General features: G+C 62.0%; 21 protein-coding genes and 1 tRNA gene. 10 read left to right on the top strand and 12 right to left on the bottom strand.

Annotated elements, in window-relative coordinates; all coding sequences use genetic code 11:
• Positions 1-15: 15 nt before the first annotated feature.
• The 4 genes from NKH05_RS11875 to NKH05_RS11860 all read right to left on the bottom strand — a co-directional run bounded on the left by NKH05_RS11875 (position 16) and on the right by NKH05_RS11860 (position 5,464).
• Entirely contained in the window at positions 16-174 is a 159-nt protein-coding gene (locus NKH05_RS11875; protein WP_352482029.1) for a hypothetical protein, read from the bottom strand.
• Between the two features lie 143 nt (positions 175-317).
• Positions 318-3,521 (bottom strand): efflux RND transporter permease subunit, encoded by a 3,204-nt coding sequence (locus NKH05_RS11870; RefSeq protein ID WP_352591652.1) that lies wholly within the window; start codon positions 3,519-3,521, stop codon positions 318-320.
• Positions 3,518-4,648 carry an efflux RND transporter periplasmic adaptor subunit gene (locus tag NKH05_RS11865; protein ID WP_352482102.1) on the bottom strand — a complete coding sequence of 377 codons (1,131 nt, stop codon included), beginning with the start codon at positions 4,646-4,648 and terminating at the stop codon, positions 3,518-3,520. Before NKH05_RS11865 ends, NKH05_RS11870 begins: the two co-directional genes overlap by 4 nt.
• Before the next feature lie 324 nt (positions 4,649-4,972).
• Positions 4,973-5,464, bottom strand: a complete 492-nt coding sequence (locus NKH05_RS11860) for a DUF1194 domain-containing protein (protein WP_352642748.1) — start codon at positions 5,462-5,464, stop codon at positions 4,973-4,975.
• 443 nt (positions 5,465-5,907) lie between these two features.
• On the opposite strand from NKH05_RS11860, the gene NKH05_RS11855 reads away from it, so the two are divergent.
• Positions 5,908-6,072 carry a hypothetical protein gene (locus tag NKH05_RS11855; protein WP_023719283.1) on the top strand — a complete coding sequence of 55 codons (165 nt, stop codon included), beginning with the start codon at positions 5,908-5,910 and terminating at the stop codon, positions 6,070-6,072.
• 79 nt (positions 6,073-6,151) lie between these two features.
• Complete coding sequence (locus NKH05_RS11850) at positions 6,152-6,340, top strand: hypothetical protein (protein ID WP_352482032.1); 189 nt, start codon at positions 6,152-6,154, stop codon at positions 6,338-6,340.
• Between the two features lie 399 nt (positions 6,341-6,739).
• Here NKH05_RS11850 and NKH05_RS11845 read toward each other — a convergent pair whose 3' ends face one another.
• Entirely contained in the window at positions 6,740-7,255 is a 516-nt protein-coding gene (locus NKH05_RS11845; RefSeq protein WP_352965509.1) for a hypothetical protein, read from the bottom strand.
• Positions 7,256-7,602: 347 nt separating this feature from the next.
• On the opposite strand from NKH05_RS11845, the gene NKH05_RS11840 reads away from it, so the two are divergent.
• A complete protein-coding gene (locus NKH05_RS11840; protein WP_352965515.1) occupies positions 7,603-9,237 on the top strand; it encodes a recombinase family protein in 1,635 nt (544 codons plus the stop codon).
• Here the strand turns inward: NKH05_RS11840 and NKH05_RS11835 are convergent.
• Positions 9,194-9,270, bottom strand: a tRNA-Met gene (locus NKH05_RS11835). The genes NKH05_RS11840 and NKH05_RS11835 overlap by 44 nt on opposite strands.
• Positions 9,271-9,506: 236 nt before the next feature.
• Here NKH05_RS11835 and NKH05_RS11830 point away from each other — a divergent pair.
• A complete protein-coding gene (locus tag NKH05_RS11830) occupies positions 9,507-10,466 on the top strand; it encodes a Gfo/Idh/MocA family protein (protein ID WP_352482033.1) in 960 nt (319 codons plus the stop codon).
• A 14-nt stretch (positions 10,467-10,480) separates the two neighbouring features.
• Here the strand turns inward: NKH05_RS11830 and mnmA are convergent, their stop codons facing one another.
• Complete coding sequence (mnmA, locus tag NKH05_RS11825; protein ID WP_352965506.1) at positions 10,481-11,671, bottom strand: tRNA 2-thiouridine(34) synthase MnmA; 1,191 nt, start codon at positions 11,669-11,671, stop codon at positions 10,481-10,483.
• A gap of 261 nt (positions 11,672-11,932) precedes the next feature.
• Between mnmA and sciP the strand changes: the two genes are divergently transcribed.
• The gene (gene sciP, locus NKH05_RS11820) at positions 11,933-12,208 is read left to right on the top strand and encodes a CtrA inhibitor SciP (protein WP_023679563.1); all 276 of its coding nucleotides are present in this window, start codon (positions 11,933-11,935) and stop codon (positions 12,206-12,208) included.
• A 57-nt stretch (positions 12,209-12,265) separates the two neighbouring features.
• Here sciP and NKH05_RS11815 read toward each other — a convergent pair whose 3' ends face one another.
• Positions 12,266-13,192, bottom strand: a complete 927-nt coding sequence (locus NKH05_RS11815; RefSeq protein WP_023719277.1) for an NADP-dependent oxidoreductase — start codon at positions 13,190-13,192, stop codon at positions 12,266-12,268.
• Positions 13,193-13,286: 94 nt separating this feature from the next.
• Between NKH05_RS11815 and NKH05_RS11810 the strand changes: the two genes are divergently transcribed.
• Positions 13,287-13,682: a winged helix-turn-helix transcriptional regulator gene (locus NKH05_RS11810; RefSeq protein ID WP_352856596.1), complete on the top strand. Its 396-nt coding sequence runs from the start codon at positions 13,287-13,289 to the stop codon at positions 13,680-13,682.
• Positions 13,683-13,743: 61 nt separating this feature from the next.
• Here NKH05_RS11810 and NKH05_RS11805 read toward each other — a convergent pair whose 3' ends face one another.
• Positions 13,744-14,121 (bottom strand): flagellar export protein FliJ, encoded by a 378-nt coding sequence (locus NKH05_RS11805; protein ID WP_023719275.1) that lies wholly within the window; start codon positions 14,119-14,121, stop codon positions 13,744-13,746.
• A 450-nt stretch (positions 14,122-14,571) separates the two neighbouring features.
• Here NKH05_RS11805 and ctrA point away from each other — a divergent pair, with 450 nt between their 5' ends.
• Entirely contained in the window at positions 14,572-15,267 is a 696-nt protein-coding gene (gene ctrA / locus NKH05_RS11800; protein WP_006203583.1) for a response regulator transcription factor CtrA, read from the top strand.
• 93 nt (positions 15,268-15,360) lie between these two features.
• Here ctrA and NKH05_RS11795 read toward each other — a convergent pair whose 3' ends face one another.
• Both NKH05_RS11795 and chpT read right to left on the bottom strand, forming a co-directional pair.
• On the bottom strand, positions 15,361-15,729 hold the full coding sequence (locus NKH05_RS11795) for a response regulator (protein WP_352817924.1): 369 nt from the start codon (positions 15,727-15,729) through the stop codon (positions 15,361-15,363).
• Between the two features lie 236 nt (positions 15,730-15,965).
• Positions 15,966-16,595 (bottom strand): histidine phosphotransferase ChpT, encoded by a 630-nt coding sequence (gene chpT / locus NKH05_RS11790; RefSeq protein WP_023719273.1) that lies wholly within the window; start codon positions 16,593-16,595, stop codon positions 15,966-15,968.
• Positions 16,596-16,979: 384 nt separating this feature from the next.
• Here chpT and NKH05_RS11785 point away from each other — a divergent pair, with 384 nt between their 5' ends.
• Positions 16,980-17,516 (top strand): DUF1134 domain-containing protein, encoded by a 537-nt coding sequence (locus NKH05_RS11785; RefSeq protein ID WP_245278600.1) that lies wholly within the window; start codon positions 16,980-16,982, stop codon positions 17,514-17,516.
• 168 nt (positions 17,517-17,684) lie between these two features.
• A complete protein-coding gene (locus NKH05_RS11780) occupies positions 17,685-18,848 on the top strand; it encodes a coiled-coil domain-containing protein (protein WP_352482035.1) in 1,164 nt (387 codons plus the stop codon).
• 137 nt (positions 18,849-18,985) lie between these two features.
• Here NKH05_RS11780 and NKH05_RS11775 read toward each other — a convergent pair whose 3' ends face one another.
• Positions 18,986-19,783, bottom strand: coding sequence for a TrmH family RNA methyltransferase (locus NKH05_RS11775; RefSeq protein ID WP_023719270.1), 798 nt, complete (start codon positions 19,781-19,783; stop codon positions 18,986-18,988).
• 299 nt (positions 19,784-20,082) lie between these two features.
• Here NKH05_RS11775 and NKH05_RS11770 point away from each other — a divergent pair, with 299 nt between their 5' ends.
• On the top strand, positions 20,083-21,087 hold the full coding sequence (locus NKH05_RS11770; protein ID WP_352787793.1) for a L,D-transpeptidase family protein: 1,005 nt from the start codon (positions 20,083-20,085) through the stop codon (positions 21,085-21,087).
• Positions 21,088-21,137: the final 50 nt, after the last annotated feature.

Here is a 21,137-nt window from a genome sequence, read left to right as displayed (position 1 = left end):
CTATAATCTACCAGTTCAGGCTTCGTTACTGCGGTTGAGTAGAGCCGTCTGCTGGGAATCAAATTCGGGGGTCAGCAGTCTAATCTCTTCGGTCGTGCCAGATATCTTAAACGAATCAAAATCCAGCGCTTTGGTCCGGTGTTGAAAGGCAGCTTCGCGCCTGATTTCGGTCATAGAGATCAGCTTCGCCGCGTCCTGAAAGCAGACATCGCAAGCGAGGACTCCAGAGGTCGCGGTTGTCGCGCAGATCGTGGCCGTTACCGCGCCGCCGATTTTCTGGAGTGATAAGCCGCGCCCGACGCGGCGAATTCGTAACCCTACTCGGCGGCCGTCTCCGATGGCGCCTCTGCCGGCCCCGAAGGCTCGGCCTCGGCACGGGGCTTGCGCCGTGAAAACAGCGACCTGAGCGTGACGTAGAACACCGGCGTCAGGAACAGGCCGACGAAGGTGACGCCGAGCATGCCGGAGAACACCGCGGTGCCCAGCGACTGGCGCATTTCTGCGCCCGGGCCCGTTGCGATCATCAGCGGCACGACGCCCAGGATGAACGAGAAAGCGGTCATCAGGATCGGCCGCAGCCTGAGCCGGCAGGCTTCGACGGCAGCCTCGGCGGCCGACAGGCCGCGTTCCTGCGCCTGGCGCGCGAATTCGACGATCAGGATCGCGTTCTTGGCGGCAAGCCCTATCAGCACGATGAGGCCGATCTGCACGAGGATGTTGTTGTCCAGCCCTCGGAAAGACACGCCGAGCAACGCCGCGAGCACGCCGAGCGGCACCACCAGCACAATCGCGAACGGCAGCACCCAGCTTTCATATTGCGCCGCCAGCGCCAGGAACACGAACAGCACCGACAGTCCGAAGATATAGACAGCGGCATTGCCGGTGTTGCGCTCCTGATAGGCGAGCTCGGTCCATTCATAGGAGGTACCGGCCGGCAGCGTCTTTGCCGTGATCCCTTCCATCAATGCCAGCGCGTCGCCCGTGGAAACGCCGGGCGCGGCGTTGCCCTGCAGCGGCACCGAGACGTACATGTTGTAGCGCTGGACCAGCGCCGGGCCGGTGACGTCGCGGATCTCGATCAACGTGCCGAGCGGAACCAGCGCGCCGGTCGCCGAGCGCACCTTCAGTTTCAAGATGTCGGCGCGATCGAGGCGGAACGCCTGGTCGGCCTGCGCCCGCACCTGGTAGACGCGCCCGAAAGCGTTGAAGTCGTTGACGTAGGCGGTGCCCAAATTGATCGACAGCGTCTCGAAGATGTTGGGGATCGGCACGTTCAGGATGCGCGCCTTGTCGCGATCGATCGCCAGGAAGAATTGCGGGCTCGACGCGGAGAACGTGGTGAACACGCCCGTCAGCCCCGGCGTCTTGTTGGCCATGCCGGCGATTTCGTTGGCAAGCGCCAGGATCTGCCGCATGTCGGCGCTGTTGCGCTCCTGGATCTGCAGCTTGAAGCCGCCGGCATTGCCGACGCCGCGGATCGGCGGCGGCGGCAGTGCGATAATGAAGGCTTCCTTGATGCTTTGCAGGCTGCCGAACAGATTGCCGATGACCTGGGTCGCCGACTGGCCGGCTTTCAGTCGCTCGTCAAACGGCTTGAACCTGGCGAAGATCACGCCCGCGTTGCTGGCGTTGGTGAAGGTCGCGCCGGAGAAGCCGGCGAAGGCGACTGCGTAGTCGACGCCTGGCGTTTTCTGGATGATCTGCGACGCCTGCTGGATGACCGCATCGGTCCTCGACAGCGAGGCGCCGTCCGGCAACTGGACGACGACGATCGCATAGCCCTGGTCGAGCGACGGAATGAAACCGCGCGGCACCGCCTGCACCATGTAGACCGTGGCGTAGATGAGGGCCGCGAAAACGGTCAGCATGGCGGCGATCGTTATCCACGACCCGACTAGCACGCGGATGATGCTCGAATACCAGTGGGCGACCCTGTCGAAGCCGCGATTGAAGCCGTCGGCGAGCGCCCGTCCGAACCGCGCCAGGAAAAAGCGCGGCGGCGCCGCCGCAGCGTGATGCGGCTTGAACAGCAGTGCCGCCAGCGCCGGCGAAAGCGTCAGCGAATTGAATGCCGAGATCGCCGTCGACACCGCGATGGTGATCGCAAACTGCAGGTAGAACTGCCCAGAAATGCCGGGGATGAAGGCTGTCGGTACGAACACGGCTATCAGCACCAGCGAGATCGCGATGACCGCCGTTCCGACTTCGTCCATGGTCAGGTGCGACGCCGGATTGGGCGCCAGCCCTCTGGCGATATTGCGCTCGACGTTCTCGACCACGACGATCGCATCGTCGACGACGATGCCGATCGCCAGAACGAGGCCGAACAGCGTCAGCATGTTGAGCGAGAAGCCGGCGGCGTAAAGCACCGCCAGCGTGCCGATCAGCGACACGGGGATCGCCACGATCGGCACGATCGCCATGCGCCACGATTGCAGGAAGACGATGATGACGATGATGACCAGCAGCATCGCCTCGAGGATTGTCTTGTATACCTCCTGGATCGACTCGGCGACGAACTCGGTCGGATTGTAGACGATGTCGTAGCTCAACCCCTTCGGGAAGTCGCGGGAAAGCTCCTTCATCTTGTCCTGGATCTCCGCGGCTGCGGCGAGCGCATTGGTGCTCGGCCGCTGGAAGATGGCGAGCGCCACGGCCGGTTTGCCGTTGAGATAGGAGTTGGTGACGTAATCCTTGGCGCCGAGCTCGATGCGCGCCACGTCCTGCAGCGAGATCAGACGGCCGTCGTCGGTCGATTTGACGATCACGTATCGGAAGTCGCGTGCGTCGTTGAAGCGGCCTTGCGTGGTGACCGTGTACTGGAACGCCGTGCCGGTGCTGGTCGGCGGCGCGCCGATCGAGCCACCCGACACCTGGACGTTCTGGTCGCGCAGCGCCTGCACCACATCGCCCGAGGTCATCCCCAGGGCGGACAGTTTTTCCGGATCGAGCCAGATGCGCAGCGAATATTCGCGTTCGCCGAAGATGATGAGGTCGCCGACGCCGTCGAGTCTGAGCAGTATGTCGCGCACCCGCGAGCGGGCGTAGTTCGAGACGTAGAGCTGGTCGTAGGTATTGTCGGGCGACAGCATGTGCACGACCATCATCAGGTCGGGCGAGGTCTTGGTGGTGGTGATGCCGAGGCGGCGGACTTCTTCGGGCAGGCGCGGCTCGGCGACCGACACGCGGTTCTGCACCAGCACCTGCGCCTGGTCGAGATCGGTGCCCAGCTTGAAGGTGATGGTCAGCGCCATCGCCCCGTCGCCCGATGAATAGGACGACATGTAGAGCATGCCCTCGACGCCGTTGATCTCCTGCTCGATCGGCGTTGCCACCGTCGCTGCGACCGTCTCGGCGTCGGCGCCCGGATACTGCGCGCGAACGACGATGGTCGGCGGCGCGATCTCGGGATATTGCGCGACCGGGAGCTGGGTATAAGCAATCCCGCCGAGGATCAGCAGGACGATCGAAACGACCGATGCGAAGATCGGACGGTCGACGAAGAAATGTGCGAACCTCATTGCTGCAACTCGGCGGTCTCGGCCTTGGGCGGCAACGTCACCATCTCGACCTTCACCTTGGTGCCGGGCCTGGCGTGCATCAGCCCGTTGACGATGATCGTCTCGTCGCCGGTCAGGCCCGCGCGGATCACCCGGTAGCCGTCGAGAAGCGGGCCGGTGCGCACAGGCTTGGCCGACACCATCCCGGCCTCATCCACCAGGAACACGATGCGGCGATCCTGATCGGCGCCGATCGCCTTGTCGGGCACCAGCACGCCGCTATGCGGCAGCGACCCCGGCACGTTGATGCGCCCAAACATGCCTGGCTGGAGAATGCCGTCGGCGTTGGGAAAACTTGCACGCACCCGCATGGTGCCGGTCGCGTTGTCGATCCGGTTCTCGGCAAAATCGAGCTTGCCTTTGAATACCGCCTCCGCGCGGTCGGCGACGCGAACCACCACCTCGAGCCCGCCGGCGCCTTCCTGCATGCTGCCGCCACGCTCCTTCGCGTCGCGGGCGTAGCTGAAATACAGGCGCTCATCGACGTCGAAATAGAAGTCGATCGGATCGCGCGTAACGATGGTCGTCAGCAAGGTAGAATCCGGCTGCACGAGGTTGCCGACCGACACCAGCCGGCGGTCGATGCGGCCGGACAAGGGCGCCTTGATCTCGGTGAATTCCATGTTCAGGCTGGCCGTCGTCAGCGCAGCCGTCGCGCCCTGCATCTGCGCCTGCGCCGAAAGGTATTCCCGCCGGCGGTCGTCGACCGTCGCGGTTGAGATATTGCCGGTCTTGGCGAGTTCGTCGGCGCGATCCAGCTGCATCTTGGAGAATTCGAGCAGACTCTTGGCGACGTCCACTTGCGATTTGGCGGCATCATAAGCCGCCTGGTACGGACGCTGGTCGATGGTGAAGAGCAGGTCGCCCTTGTTGACCAGTGCGCCGTCCTGGAAGCTGACCTTGTCCAGATAGCCGCTGACGCGCGAACGGATGGCGACCTGGTCGACGGCTTCGAAGCGCCCGACGAACTCGTCGTCCTCGACGATTTCACGGACCACCGGCTTGGCCGCCGTCACCGCGGGAAGCTGCTGGTCCTGCGCAAACGCAGTGCTGCTGAAAGCCATGCCGAGCAGGAATGCCGTCGACATGGCGGCGCGGGCAAGCCAGCCGGCCGATCGACGGGGTCGCCCGCCCGCGTCGCGATGCAATTGCCCATTCTCTGGGGTGTCCATTTGCGTCCTCGCTCGCTGGACCGGAGGTCGGTTGATCCGCTTCTACGCTCAGGCTTCTCGTCGAGATCAGAGCACTGCAGTGTTGTGCATGGCAACATGATCATTTTCCATGTGGGCTGAAATGTCCACCCTGTGGCTGCCCCGCCACCGGGCTAAAAGTCAGTCGCGAATTAAGGGATTCAGGATTCCTTTGATGGACGGCCTATGATTCATATTGGTCGAAGGAGACCGATATGGGCATTACCACGCCGGCCGGATTCTAATGGACTGCAACACTTCGGCATCGAGCAGTGCGTTGACATATCCCTCCCGCTGCAGCCGTTGTTCCGTCTCGCTCGTTGAAGACGATACATCGACACAAAGAACCAGTTCGAGATCCACCGAGGAAACCTGCTCCGCCGTGGCCGACAGCGACGTTGTCAGGCTCACCGCCACAGCGAATAGCACGCCTCGTGCCCGTTCGGGTTTTCTCCGACCAGCGAAGCGTGGAATGAAGGACATCATCTCGGCGCGTCCATCCGGTTGGTCAAACGGGAGGATGCTGCGGCGGCAATTGCACGCGGCGTCAGCCGCGAAACCGCGCGCACCCAACTCGGCGACGGAAATGAAAAACCCGCCAAGGGGCGGGTCTAAATTACGTTTATGGTAGCGAGAGCCCGTTTTGCTGCTTCCCCCCCGAATGTTCCAATACCATTCGGCTGGCAGGACTCGGTCAGGAAGTAAGACCTCCATGCGCCTTCAGAATCCTGGCTTCTTGCAGCAGCGATGCACGATCGGTGCCAACCATGTCGATCAGGTCTCGAGCAAATCAGTTATGTGCGCGGCCGTCTCAACATCGTGCCGATGCGGAGGCGGACATGAGCGTGGCCCTACTGATGCCGCGCGAGCCGGTCCATGGGTGCGTTTGCTTCGGCCAACCTAGCCAGCGCTTGCTCGACTTTTTGAGCCGAGGCGTCTGTGCGCTGGATATGCCTCACCATTTCCCGCCTCAGCTGCGCGAGCCTTGCTGCGCGAAATACGTCGCCGTATCTCGCAGTTTCAAGGTGGAGGGTCGCGAGCCTCATGGGCGACGATTCCAATTATCTCGCAGTAGAATTCGCGGAGCCGACTTTCGTTCCGATGTCCGACCTTACGCTCGCAAAGGGCTGGCCGGAAGGCCGGGACGAGATCGTCCGATGATGCTGCTCAGTCGACCTGCTCAATCTCCGGACCTGGTTCAGTCGGCAGACCTGCCCGCAAAAGGCAAAGACAAACCTTCCGACCAGTGGAAGACCGTGACGCGGGAACGTGTCGAGCGGCTCGTCAACGCCTATCGCTCGGCAGAAAAGTCAGGCAACTAGAAAGCGCGTTCTGGTCTGCGGTCCAAGTCGAGATGATCAGGCAGTCCTGTCGTGGCAGTCAGCCCGGAGGGACCGCTGCGTGACCCGTGCGAACTCTGTCAGCGCTGCAGGGATCGATCTTCGTCAGCCGCGATCTCGCCTCTACCACGCGCCGTTGCGCGGCCTGTATTCTTCTGCACATCGCGAGATTCTCGGCCAGCATTTCTTCAGTGCGTTGAAGCGCGAGCTCGGTCCGGTGAATGCGCTGCCTGGCGTTGGCAACTTCTGACGTCAAAATATCGGCCGCCATCCCGTGGCCGTGGGGTTCCATAGTGTCCATTGATTTCTAATACATGGGGGCCGATATCGTTCCCTGATTTCGGGCGAAACGGCGGGCCGCAGACGGGCGGCGACACATTTTGAATCATTACCGTTAGGAGCCCGGAAGAAGAAAGTAGACGACGAAGTGATTGTTCGCCTCATTGATAGGTTGTCCGTTTAGCCCGCACTAGGCTGTGTCAGAGCGGGGCGGTTAGAATGCCGGCGTGACAGGCCAGTGAAAAGGCCATTCTGATCAACGACAGTTTCGATTGTTCGTGAGGCCGAATTCGCACGAAAATGGACAAAAGTTGAAACCAGAACCCCCAGGCCATGGTCTATCAAAGACCGAGGCCAGTGTTAGCGGCAATCAATCTTCGACCATCTCAAAATTGGAGCCGGAGATGTTGCGAACTCGCCAGTTGTGGCCTGCATTAGTCAATTCTGTGTTTAGCCACTTGGCAGGAGGAAGCTCTAGTCCTGCCATCATACGAGAAGTTATGCCGTCGTGGCTTAGGACGTACAGTCCGGCAAATTGCCGGACGATTTCAACGCGATTGGCGATTAGGTCCTTTTGAGCAGCATCCTTATCAACGGCCTTCGTCGTCGCGCTCAATCTCTCTTCAACTTCGGCCTGCAGTTTCGCGGGCACAGTAAGAAGTTTCGACACAAAGAAAATCGCCGCCAGCACCGTTGTCATACCTACGGCCGCCACAAGCTTTACTAGCGCTCCGGACATATCGCCAAGGAAATACCAAGTGGCAAAAAACACAGCGAAAAGCGGAGCCAGAGTAACTAGAATGCGCTCCCAATTGTTCCATCTGACCGATGCGAGACTTTCCCGCCAGGCGCGCTTTGCAATGGTCTTCCAGTAGGTCTTGGTCATTGCCGGTTCATAGCAGAATCGAGTTTCCAATTCAAACTGAGGGCAGATAGGCGTTCAGCTTGGGAAGCTAGCCCTTTCGACCCGATTCCAAGGACTTGCCTGTAAAACAGGCGGAAAGTCGCTTGTATGATATCAACGGGTTACGGCGGGATTGTAAAACCGTCGCGGCATCAGCACCGGTACTTATTAGTCTCGGCGATGAAGCACGTGAACTCGCGCTCGACCTCGAAGGCCGCCTCGTCTCTTGTGGCGGCGGTTCCTCGTCTCTTGTGGCGGCGGTTCCTCGCTGCCCGCGGCGCTGGCGCGCCTCGTCGAGGCCCTTGCGCGTCAGGCGGCGCGCGACGCTTATGAGCGCCGCCAGGAGAACACCCATGAAACGAGCGGCACTCTATGCCCGCTATTCAAGCGACCTGCAGACCGACAGGTCGATTGAGGACCAGGTAGCGCTCTGCTCGGACTATGCCGCCAAGCAGCAGCTGACCGTCGCTACCGTCTTTCACGACCGCGCCCGCTCCGGCGCCTCGATCATGGGCCGCGACGGCGTGCTGTCGATGATGGACGCCGCGCGCGACGGCCTGTTCGACGTCCCCATCGTCGAGGCGCTTGACCGCCTGTCGCGCGACCAGGAAGACCTCGCCGGCATCTACAAGCGGCTCACCCATCTCGGCATCGAAATCCGCGCCGTGCATGACGGCCGGGCAGACATCGTGCAGATCGGCATCCGCGGCCTGGTCGGCGCGCTATATCTACAGGATCTTGCGCAGAAGGTGCGGCGCGGCATGGCCGGCGTGGTGCGCGACGGCCGCAGCGCCGGCGGCAAGGCCTATGGCTATGCGCCGGTGCCGGGAAAGCTTGGCGAACTGTCGATCTTGCCGGAAGAAGCGGCGATCGTGCTGCGCATCTTCGAGGAGTATGCGGCCGGCCGAACGCCGCGCGACATCGCCGGCGGGTTGAACGATGACAACATTGCCCCGCCGCGCGGTCGCTACTGGTCGGGTGGGACTATCAACGGCAACCCAAAGCGAGGCTACGGCATTCTGCAGAATGCCATCTATGACGGCCGCATCGTCTGGAACCGTGTCCACATGGTCAAGGATCCGGATAGCGGCCGGCGCCAGTCGCGCGTCAATCCGAAGTCCGAGTGGCAGGAGCATGCCGCCGAGCATCTGCGCATCGTGCCGGCCGAGCTGTTCGCCGCGGTCAACAACCGCAAGCCGCGCAATCGTTGCGAGACGCCGCAGCGCAAGAACACGCGGCTGCTTTCAGGTCTGCTTCGCTGTGGCGCCTGCGGCTCGGGCATGTCGGTGAAGGACAAGATGGGACGGCTGACCCGCATCGTCTGCACGCGCGCCAAGGAATCGCGCTCGTGCACCAACACGCGGCCCTATGCCGTCGATCATATCGAGGCGACGGTGCTGGACGGTTTGCGCGCCAGGCTGAACGACAAGGCGCTGATCGACCACTATGTCGCCGCCTACAATGATGAGCATCAAAAGCTCTATTCGGGGCAGGGCGCCTCGCGCGAAAAGGCAGCGCAACGGCTTGACGCTGCCAAGCGCGAATATGACCGGGTGCTGAACGCCTACGTCAAAGGTATGATCTCCGAAGCCGAGGCCGAGCAGCGCCTGCCCGAGCTGCGCGCTGAGCGCCAGCGCCTCGAGGGCGAGCTCGCGGTGACGCCGCAGCCGCCCAAGGTCGTTACGCTGAAGCCGGCGCTGGTCACCCGCTATATCAGAGATCTCGAAGCGCTCGCCGCGGCGATCGGCGACAACGGTTTCGTCTCTGAAGAGGCCAAGAAGATCGTCCGCGACGTCGTGACCACAGTGACGGTCTACCCGCCAAAGGCGGGTGAGCAGCCGTCGATCCTGATCGATGGATATCTGTCCAACATGGTCGACCAGGGCCTGAGCCACCGCGTCTCCGTTCGGGGGGGAGCGATGGTAGCGGGAGAGGGACTTGAACCCCCGACCCCAGGATTATGATTCCCGTGCTCTAACCAACTGAGCTACCCCGCCAGGGCGGCGAAGGCCCGAAATCCAGCTTAAATCGGCAGGCATATCGGCGCGTTCGCCAAGGTCGCGCGGATATAAGGTTGCGAGGCCAAGCCTGTCAAGCATCGAAGTGGCTGCCGCGCCGGCATATTGCTGGCGCCTAAAGCTTTGCCGGGCAGACATTTGGGCGCACAGGCCGGGGTTGAGTTCGGCGAGGCACGTCGCTATGTCTCGCCCACGAAAGCCATGGTCAGAAATTGATGAAACCGCGCATTGCAGTCCTCGGTTGCGGATACTGGGGCAGCAACCACATCCGCACCCTCAAGGCGCTCGGCGCGCTGCACGCGGTTTCGGACGTCAACCCTGCGCGTGCGGAAGGTTTTGCCAGCGAGCAGGATTGCCTGGCGATCGAGCCGGAGGCGCTGTTTGCCCGCGACGATGTCGACGCCATCGTCATGGCGCTGCCGCCGCAGTTCCATGCCGACATGGCGGTGCGCGCCGTGCTCGGCGGCAAGGACGTGCTGGTGGAGAAGCCGATCGCGCTGACGGTGCCCGACGCCGAGCGCTCGGTGCAGGCTGCCGCCGACAATGGCCGTGTCTTCATGGTCGGCCATGTGCTGCGCTTCCATCCCGCATTCGAGACGCTGAAGGCGCTGATCGACAATGGCGAGCTCGGCGAGGTCCGCTACATCCATTCGCATCGGCTCGGCCTCGGCAAGTTCCACACCGAAAACGATGCGTTGTGGGATCTGGCGCCGCACGATCTGTCGATGATCCTGGCCATCACCGGCACCGAGCCGGTCGAGGTGCGCGGCGAAGGCGCTGCCCTTCTCGACAATCTCAGCGACTTTGCGCATCTGCACATGCGCTTTCCCAACGGCCTGCGCGGCCATCTGTTCGCCTCGCGGCTCAACCCTTACCGCGAACGGCGGCTGACCGTGGTCGGCACCAAGGCGATGGCGGTGTTCGACGATGTCGAGCCGTGGGAGCGCAAGCTTGCCGTCTACCGCCACGCGGTGTGGCAGGACAGCGGCCAATGGGCGTTCACCGCCAACGAGCCGTCCTATGTGGCGGTCGGCGAGGGCATGCCGCTGACGCGCGAGCTGGAGCATTTCATCCACTGCATCGAGACGCGGGCCGAACCGCGCACCAGCGGCGAGGAAGCCATCCGCGTGCTGCGCATCCTGACCGCCGGCACCGTCGCCCACACCAGGCCCTAAGCGAAAAACGCCGTCTATTCGGCGGGAACCCGCGCCGGCTGGACGGCAAGCCGCGTCAGCATCGCCTCGGCTTCGGCGCCGCGCTCGGAGCGCTCGATGAAGCCGCCGCCGAACACGCGCGCCTCGTTGCCGTCGTCGGAATAGAGCACGCAGGCCTGACCGGGGGCGATGCCGGACTCGCCGTCGACCAGCTCCACCGAAGTGACGCCGGCGCGGTGATGCAGCACCGCCGGGCGCGGCGGCCGCGTCGAGCGCACCTTGGCGAAAAGCTCAAGCCCGGCCGCCGGGATATCGGTTAGCGGGCCATCGCCCAGCCAGTTCATATTGCGCAAGAAGATCTTGTGGGTTTCCAGCGCCTCGCGCGGGCCGACGACGACGCGGGCCCGGTCGGCGTCGAGATGGACGACGTAGAGCGGCTCACCGGAGGCGATGCCGATGCCACGGCGCTGACCGACGGTATAGCGCAAAATGCCCTCGTGGCGGCCAAGCACGCGCCCGTCTATATGGACGATATCGCCCGGATTGGCGGCAGCCGGCTTCAGCTTGGCGATGATGTCGGAATATTTGCCCTGCGGCACGAAGCAGATGTCCTGGCTGTCCTGCTTGGCGGCGACTGTCAGTCCCATCTCCCCGGCGATGGCGCGAACCTCAAGCTTCGACAGGCCGCCGAGCGGAAAACGCAGATAGTCGATCTGCGCCTGGGTGGTGGCGAACAGGAAGTAGCTCTGGTCGCGGTCGGCGTCGACCGGCCGGTAAAGCGCGCGATGGGCGCCATTGGCGCCGGAACGGATATAGTGACCGGTGGCCAGCGCGTCGGCGCCAAGTTCCTTGGCGGTCGCCAGAAGATCGGCGAATTTCACCGTCTGATTGCAGGAGACGCAAGGGATCGGCGTCTCGCCCGCGACATAGCTCTCGGCGAACGGGTCGATCACCGCCTTGCGGAAGCGCTCCTCGTAATCGAGCACGTAATGCGGGATGGCGAGCGTCTCGGAGACGCGGCGGGCATCGTCGATGTCCTGGCCGGCGCAGCAAGAGCCGGCCCGGTGCGTTGCCGCGCCGTGGTCGTAAAGCTGCAGCGTGACGCCGACGACGTCGTAGCCCTCGTGCTTCACGAGACCGGCAACGACCGACGAATCGACACCGCCCGACATGGCGACGACGACGCGGGTGTTTTCGGGGCGTCCGGGAAGATCGAGGCTGTTCATGGTTCTTTCGTTCTGCGCGGCGTTTCAATGCCAATGGCCGGAATATAGGTCAAGCGTCCCGGCCGCGCCAGCTTTGCAGGCCGGCTCATTTTTTCCAGCCGGGTTCAACGCGCTTGCCGGCAGATATCTCAAATGCCGATGAAAAGACTAACGCGGCGTTCATGATCCTTACCTATCCATTAGGGTCTGCTTAGCCAAATTTTAAAGCTGTGGCGGTAATGTGGTGGGGATTGGGTCTTTGAGTTTTTTGTAGAGAGTACGATGACCGATCTAATTAGACCGCGAGTCAAATACGTTATCGGGCCTGACGGCAGCCCACTTACCATCGCCGATCTGCCGCCGACGAACACACGTCGCTGGGTTATCCGGCGCAAGGCGGAAGTGGTGGCGGCGGTGCGTGGCGGGCTTTTGAGCCTGGAAGAGGCGTGCCAGCGCTACAAGCTCACCACCGAGGAATTCCTGTCCTGGCAGGCGTCGATCGACGAATACGGCCTTGCCGGGCTGCGCACCACGCGCATCCAGCAATACCGGCATTAGTCCGATAAGGGCGCTGATCCGCGCCCTTAAAGTTTGCCGGAGCGACGATCTGGGATTTCAGACCGTCAGCACCACCTTGCCGATCGGCCTGGTGGCGAGAAAGGCATGGGCGGCACCGGCCTGTTCGAGCGGAAACGCCTTTGCCACGTGGACGGCCAGCTTTTTCGCGTCGATCAATTTGCCGAGTTCCACCAGAGCGGCACGGTCGGGCACCACGGACATGCGCTCGACGCGGATGCCTTGCGTCCTGGCCTTTGCCTTGGTGGCATCGCTGACATCGAGCAGCGACACCAGAACACCGCCGGCCTTGAGCACTTTTAGCGATTGCTCCGCATGCTCGCCGCCGAACGGCTCCAGAACGAGATCGATGTCGCGAGCCTTTCCGGTGAAATCATCCTCTGTGTAGTCGATCACCTCGTCGGCGCCGAGCGAGCGGACGAAATCGAGCTTTTCCGGGCTGGCGGTCGCGACGACGTAAGCACCGCGCGCCTTGGCGATCTGCACCGCCAGATGGCCGACGCCGCCGGCTCCGGCGTGGATCAGCACGCGCTGGCCAGGATTGAGCCGGCCATGGCGGACAAGGCCTTGCCAGGCCGTCAGGCCGGCCAGCGGCAGCGCGGCGGCTTGGGCGTGGTCTATGCCTTCAGGTTTCGGCGCAAGCTCATCAGCCGGGACAGTGGCGAGTTCGGCGTAAGCTGCCGCCTGTTTGGGAAAGCGCGACATGCCAAAGACGGCATCGCCGACCTTAAGGCCGGACAGGCCGGAGCCCAGCGCCTCGACAGTTCCCGAAACGTCCCAACCAAGGATGAAGGGCGGCTCGCCAAGCAGCGGATAGTGGCCGCCGCGCACTGCGCCGTCGACCGGATTGATGCCGGCCGCCTCGATGCGGACCAGCACTTCGCCGGCCTCGGGTGATGGCGCGGGACGATCGGCAATGACGAGGACGTTGGGTGCGCCGAAGGAATTCTGGATAATGGCACGCATGGGAGGCTCTCTCCTGCTGGTTTGATATGCCACTATCATTTGGATAGTAATATTCTCTTGTCTAGTATGTACCTTTTTGATATATACGCACCTCATGGATAGCGAAGATTGTTTCCCTTCCGGTTATGACGCGTTCCGACGGACGTGCCCCTCGCACGCGGTGCTCGAGACGCTCGCCAGCAAATGGGTCCACCTGGTGATTTGTGCGTTGCGCCGGGGCCGGCTCCGCAACGGCGAATTGGCGCGCAAGCTCGAAGGCATCACCCCGAAAATGCTGACGCAGACGCTGCGTATCCTGGAACGCGACGGCCTGGTGCGGCGCGAGGTGTTCCCGGTCATTCCCCCGCGGGTCGAATACGAGCTGACCGAACTTGGCCAGAACCTGGCAGGACTGCTCAATCAGATCAGGGCCTGGTCGGAGCAGCATGTGCCCGACATCAAGAACGCCCGCGCGCGGGCGGCGGAACAGCAAGAAGATCTGGGTGCCTGAGGCGGCACCGTTCGGTGCGCAGCAATAGCGCTCAAGTGCGGCGCGCGTTAAAGCCTTGTTTTCAGCCGATCATGGCGCTGCGGCCGCCGGCTTCCGTGTCACGCGCCTTGGTGTCGCGCGATTCGAGCATCTCGGCCTTGGAAAGCTCCGCTTCGGCTTCGCTAAGCAATGATTCGGCGACATTTCGCTGCTGGGCGAGGTCGCTTTGCGAATTTCTGAGGTTGTCGCGGCGCAGGCGTGCCGCCTTGGCGAAGGTCGGATAGGCAAAATGATTGATGTCGGTGATGCCGGCCTTCTTCTCTTCGGCCGCGATCTGAAGTTCCAGCTCGACGGCCATGCGCTCGAACTCGGCGATCATCATGTCGAGCTGCAGCAGCTGCCGCCGCTTCTCGCTCACCTGAAATTGCTTCAGCCGAACGAGGTTTTCACGTGACTTCATGATTCGGCACTCCCGGAAACGCACACCTGCACATATCGTCCAATTCACCCGGCAAGGCCCAGGCTTCACCCGTTTCCACCGGCTTTCCCGGAACTATGGGAAACAAACTCCTAAAGTTTTTTGCCGGCGGTAACCATTCGTTTACGGGCATTGTTAATCATACGGCTCAGGACTTAAGGGCGGGTAAAAATTCTGCTACTCGTCGCGAAACCCGGCCAATGAGTCCGAAGAGTCACTTAGTCTGGCTTATTAATGTGCCGCATTAATGGTTTGGGTCTGTGATTCATTATTGGATTCAACAAGGTGTAGAAAGGGGTTAAAAAATCTGATACCGTCATGGACGGGGAATTAGGTTTTATTAACCATTCGATGGCAGCCTCTGCTCAGGCAATCACTGCTCCGGTCCTGGACGGGTCGTGAAATGGTCCGGCAGCAGAAAAGGGGAATGAAATGCGCGTTCTGCTGATAGAAGACGACAGTGCAACCGCACAAAGCATCGAGCTGATGCTGAAATCGGAAAGTTTCAATGTCTATACGACCGACCTTGGTGAAGAGGGTGTCGATCTAGGCAAGCTTTACGATTACGACATCATTCTCCTCGATCTCAATCTCCCCGACATGTCGGGTTATGAAGTTTTGAGGACACTTCGCCTGTCCAAGGTGAAGACGCCGATCCTCATCCTCTCCGGCATGGCCGGTATCGAGGACAAGGTGCGCGGCCTTGGCTTCGGCGCCGACGATTACATGACCAAGCCCTTCCACAAGGACGAACTGGTCGCTCGCATCCATGCCATCGTGCGGCGTTCCAAGGGCCATGCCCAGTCGGTCATCACCACCGGCGACCTGGTGGTCAATCTCGATGCCAAGACCGTTGAAGTCGGTGGCCAGCGCGTGCATCTGACCGGCAAGGAATATCAGATGCTGGAGCTGCTCTCGCTGCGCAAGGGCACCACGCTGACCAAGGAGATGTTCCTCAACCATCTCTATGGCGGCATGGACGAACCGGAACTGAAGATCATCGACGTCTTCATCTGCAAGCTGCGCAAGAAGCTCGACGCCGCATCGGGCGGGCAGAATTACATCGAGACCGTCTGGGGCCGCGGCTATGTGCTGCGTGAGCCGGAAGATATCCGCGTCAGCGCCTGATCCCGAAAGTGGATGCCGGTTTTCGGAAAAGAACGCAGTAAAACAATAAGATAGAGCTTCATCCCGATTTCATCGGAATGGAACGACCCCTGGTCAGGCGGCAATCTTCAAGGCGCGGAAGCACTCGAGCAATTGCGGCCGGTTGAACGGCTTCAGCAGGTAACCCTGGGCGCCGGCGCGTTTTGCCCGCATGATCGCCCCGACGTCGACCTCGACCAGCGAAATCAGAACTTGCGGCAATACCGGGCTTTCCATGGAGCGCACGCGGCGGATGAGGTCCTGCGCCTGCATGTCCGGCAAGGCGCCGTCGACGACGATGATGTCCGGCATGTCGGCACTGCACATCTCGATCGCCTCATGGCCGCTGGCGGCTTCGATCACCATCATGCCGGAGCCGCCCAGGATACGCTTTGCAACCTTCCTGATGACGCTCGAATTGTCGACGAACATGCAGCGTTTCATTCCCGGACCCTCTTTGCCATGCGGCGAACCGGCAGCGTCGTGGCATCTGCCGGGGAACATAGGCCGATCTGGTAAAGAAGCCGAAAAGCCGTTAGGTAAAATTTTCCTGAAGGTGTTGTAAGCGAAATCTTCTTTCGCAATGCTTCATCCAATCAATCCGCAAGCCCGTCTCGCAGATGTTAAGACAGTGCCGCAAATATGACCTGGAGAAATACTTCGCGCTCTTTTGGAGAACTTCAGGCTACGGAAAGGACGATCTCGTCGGCGGTCGCATGGATCGATATCGTCATGTTGGCTTCGCGGGCCAAAAGCAGCGTGTAATAGGGTTGCACCGAATGCGCGTCGATCGGCTCTTCCGGTCTGTGGCCGGAATGCAATTCCAGGAATTTGGGCGGCACGCGCAGCATCGGGCCGCTCGCCGCGAGCGCAAAGCGCGGCTCGGTCTCGAGGTTCTCCAGCGTGACCACCAGCCTGCCGCCGCGCGGAATGGCGGCGTTGGCGACGAGAATGAGATTGAGCAGCAGCTTGACCTTGTTCTTGGGCAACAGGGCGCGGGTTCCGTTCCAGACCAGTTCCGGCTTCTCGTTCTTCAGGAAGGCGATGGCCACGGCCTCGGCGTCCCCGGTGTCGATCAGCATGCCGGCCGAACCGGCGGCGCCGAAGGCGATGCGGGCGAATTGCAGGCGGGCGGAGGCGTTTTTGGCGCTTTGGCGGATCAGCTTCATGGCGTCTTCGTCGGCGCCGCCTTCGTCGAGCAGCTCAAGCCCGTTGTTTATGGCGCCGACCGGCGAAATGATGTCGTGGCAGACCCGGCTGCACAGCAGCGCTGCCAGGTCGGGTGCGGAAAGGGTGAAAAGCTCGGCCATCGGCAAAAATCCCTGCAAATTTCACAACAAATGACCGGGCGATCATGATCACGCCTGTCCACACGAATCACCCTCTCTCCCAAGCATTGTGAATACACAGCGCTTGTGCGTGCAGCAACAAATCCAAAATTATCATTGCCGAAAATGGTGTGTTCACGCAGCCTGGGTGCTGCGCGGGCATGCGAAAACAGCCTTCGAACCGCCATGTTCATGTGAGAGTTTAATGGTTGAAAAAGGATTACGGCATAGTTTGCCCCTAACAGTCATCCTTAACGGCCGCCAAAGAGCCGTACGGGTGCGAGGCGTCGGCGAAAGTGCTCCCTGACGGAGATTGGAAGCATGGTTTCCCGATTCTACGACCGGACTTTTTTCCGTGTCATCTCAATGACGATCGCGCTCATCGGCCTTGTCGCCTTTTCGACATCGGCCGCGCGGGCGCAAGAGTACACCGCCCAGGAGATCGTTGATTCCGGTCATAAATTCTTCGGCGCGACATCGGGTGGGCTGGCCACGGTCGTCGAGAAGATTTTCGCCACCTATGGCCTGCCGAACGGCTATCTGCTCGGCGAAGAGGGGTCCGGGGCTCTGATCGGTGGCCTGACCTATGGCGAAGGCACGCTCTACACCAAGAATGCCGGCGATCACAAAGTGTTCTGGCAAGGCCCGTCGCTCGGCTGGGATTTCGGCGGCGAGGGCTCGCGCGTGATGATGCTGGTCTACAATCTCGACGATGTGAGCAGCCTCTATAACCGCTTTGGCGGCGTCGCCGGCTCTGCCTATGTCATCGCCGGCGTCGGTTTCAACGTGCTGAAGAACAACAATGTGCTGCTCGTGCCGATCCGTACCGGCGTCGGCGCCCGTCTTGGCGTCAATCTCGGCTACCTCAAGCTCACCCAACGCGCGACCTGGAATCCGTTCTGACCTGCACGATGGCGCCACTGCGGTTGGCCCTGTGATCCCACGGTCTGAGCTTTGCCGCGGCAGACCCTTGCCGCGGCGCCGGATTTCCGTCATGCGAAGATGGCAAAGTCGAACTTTGACCATTGCCTGCCGCCCATAACGGCCGGCCATGCATAACGGATAGTCATCTTGGTCCAGTCGATCCTGTTCTTTGTCCTCGGCTTTCTCTGCGCGGGCTTTCTGGCGCTGATGATTGCCCCGGCCGTCTGGCGGCGGGCGGTGGCGCTGACGCGCAGGCGCGTCGAGGGTTCGATGCCGCTGACGCTGGCCGAGATCCAGGCGGACAAGGATCGCGTCCGCGCCGAGTTCGCCGTTTCGGCGCGCCGGCTCGAAATGACCATCAAGTCATTGCGCGAGAAAGCCGCCGAACAGCTGGTCGAGATCGGCCGCGACCGCGAAGCCCTGAAGGAATTGGCGGCCGAGCGGCAGGACAAGAACCGGGTCGTCGCCGACCTCACAACCAGGAGCGAGGAGCTTCGCAAGCGCGATGAGCAGCTGCAGCAGCTGTCGGAGAGGCTTGCGGAGACCGAGCGCGCGCTCGAAAAGCGCGGGCTCGAACTGCGAAAACTGGAGCACATGTATGACGACGCCAGTTTTTCGTCCAGCAGCCGGCAGATCGAGCTGGTGGCGCGCGAATCCGAGCTGCAGAAGCTGGCAAGCGACATTTCGCTGCTGCGCGGCCAGCGCAAGGAGGCGGACAGGCGCAGCCAGGAATTGACAGCCGAAAGCAAGGTTTTGCGGGACGCGCTGAAGGCCGAGAAGAAAAGAACCGGCGACTTGGAAAAGAAGGTCGAACGCCTGCTCGCCACGTTGGCCGATCGCGAGGACAGGCTGGAGCGCCGCGAAAAGGAACTGGTGCGCCTTCGCGAAAGGGCGAAAGGCGCTGAAAGCCCGCCTGCGGCGGCCCTTGCCGGCATGCCAGGAAGCCAGGTCAATGCGACCGCCAACGGCGACATCGAAAAGGCAAGCGCCAAGCTCGATGCCGACCGCGAGCGGCTGGAGGCCAGGCTGACATCGCTGGCACGCGAGAACAGGAGGCTGAAGACAGATCTTGCTGCCGTCGAAACATCGAAATCACACGCCGGAGACGATACCGGCAGCGCCAGCGCGGCATTGCGCGAAGAGATGAACGATCTGGCAGCGCAAGTCGTCGCCTTGACGGCCAAGCTCGACGGCCCGGATTCGCCGATCGCCCAGGCGCTTGCAGCGCCTGAGGATGCGCGGCCGGAGAGCGGCGGACGCAGCCTTGCCGATCGCGTGCGGGCGCTGCAGAAGGCCGCATCGACCAACTGAGACGCCGCAAGCGCAAGAGCGAGACGCCCGGCTCTAAAGCGCGTCGTGTTCGACCGGCCTCATGCGACGCGCTTTATGTTCTTGTTTTGATGCATGTCGTTACCGCAAAACCGCTGCACACTTTTGCGCGACATGCATCAGGCCCCGGAAAAATGATGAAGTGCGATGGCTGACGCCGCTGCGACATTCAGGCTGTCGAAATCCTGCGCCATACCGATCCGCAGCGTCTGCAGGCGAGCAAGCAGGCTTTCCGGCAGGCCTTCGCCCTCGGTGCCGAGATAGAGAGCCAGCCGCTCGTTTCTCTTGGCATCGCGAATGTCGATTTGCCCGTGCGGCGACAACGCGAATTGGCTGAAGCCTTGCTGGTCGAGTATGGCGATGCAGCCGGCGGCGTCGGCAAAGGAGGCGAAGGGGACTTTCAAGGCGGCGCCCACCGAGACGCGGATTGCCTTGCGGTACAGCGGATCGCAGCAGGTCGGATCGAGAAGCACGGCATCCGCGCCAAAGGCGGCGGCATTGCGGAAGATCGAGCCCATATTGTCATGATTGGCGATGCCGACCAGCACAACGATCAGCGCGCGGGCGGGCAGCGCGCCGAGCAAGGCCTCAGCGGAGATGGCCGCACCTTTGCGGCCGATCGCCAATATGCCGCGATGCATGTGGAATCCGGCGATCCTGTCCATGATTTCGCTGGATGCGACATAGATCGGGAGCCCGGCAGGCGCCTTGCGGAGGACGTCATCGAGGCCGGCCAGCCGGTTTTCGAGTACCAGCACCGATTCTGCCTCGAAGCGCCGGGCGGCGAGCAGCGTGTCGAGCACCACCTTGCCTTCGGCGACGAAACGGCCTTGCCGGCCGGCAAGATCTCGCTCCCGGATGTCGAGATAGGCGGCGACGCGGGGATCCTGCGGGTCGTCTATGCGGATCGGATTCATGGCTTCCTCGGCCGACCATGGCATCGGCCGCGAATCGGGATTCGGTTTCGGAAGGCATGATGCCGGATCCGAAGCTCGGACCGTATCTCAGCGTCCAAATGGATGCACGCCGTTCGAACGGTCAAGCCCAATCACTGGACGCCGGGCCGAGGCCCCCTGGCGACGAGAAATACTTGATTCCGCGGCACGGCCCTTCGGCCAAGCCGCTTCAATTCAGAATTTCGATCGGGCGAAGGAACCACACAGGGCCATGCCGCGTCATAGAAGCGGGCTCCTGCTGCAGTCCTGGGAGGACATCGATGATCAGGCTCCTCCTCGTCTTCGCCGCCACGCTTGCCCTCGCATGCGGCGTGGCTCGCGCAGCCAAGCTCGATCCAGCCACCGTCAATCAGGCCCAATTCACTATCGGCGAACCGAAGGGTGTCGATCCGATGCTGCTGAAGGCGCAGATCCTTCTGGATCGCGCCCGCTTCTCGCCGGGCCTGATCGACGGTCGTCTTTCCCAGAACTTCGCCAAGGCCGTCGCCGCGTTTCAGGCGGCAAACGGACTTCCGCCCGACGGCAAGCTCGATCCACAGACCTGGAGCAAACTCATCGCAACCTCCGCCAGGCCGGTGCTGGTGACCTATGAGGTGATGCGCAAGGACGTGCGCGGACCTTTCACCAAGCGTATTCCGGCCCGCTTGGAGAGGATGGCCCGCTTGCGGCGGCTCGGTTACCGCAATGCGGTGGAGAAGTTGGCCGAGCGCTTCCATATCAGCGAACAATTGTTGAGAATGCTTAGTCCTGGCACCAGTCTCAGGAAACCAGGCAGGACGTTGGTGGTGCCTGATGTCGGCAGGGGCGACCCTGCCGCCGGGGTTGCCGCCGTCGAGATCGACAAGGGCGCTCGCCTGGTGCGTGTGCTCGACCGTGCCGGCAAATGGCTGGCGGTCTACCCCGCCTCGATTGGGAGCGATGAGAAACCGGCGCCAAGCGGCACGGCAGAGGTCAAGCGCGTGGTGCACAACCCTACCTATCACTACGATCCGGACTTCGCTTTCAAGGGGGTCAAGACCAAGCGGCCCTTCACCATCGCTGCCGGGCCGAACAATCCCGTGGGATTGGTCTGGATCGATCTCTCCATCGAAAGCTACGGCATCCACGGTACGCCCGAACCGGGCAAGATCGGCACGACCTTTTCGCATGGCTGCATCCGGTTGACCAATTGGGATGCCGAAGACCTTGCTTCCATGGTGCAGCCGGGCACGAAGGTCGAGTTCAAGGACGAGATTGCGCAGGCCGCCGACGAGCGCGCTGAGTAGCAGGCGGACTTGGCAGCAAAGCGGACTTGCCGGCCAAACGGACTTGGCGG

It is taken from the genome of Mesorhizobium sp. M1399, assembly GCF_040317735.1.
In the GTDB taxonomy this organism is placed as follows: domain Bacteria; phylum Pseudomonadota; class Alphaproteobacteria; order Rhizobiales; family Rhizobiaceae; genus Mesorhizobium.
The sequence above is the reverse complement of the archived record's forward strand: the minus strand, read 5'-3'. Positions and strand labels throughout refer to the sequence as shown.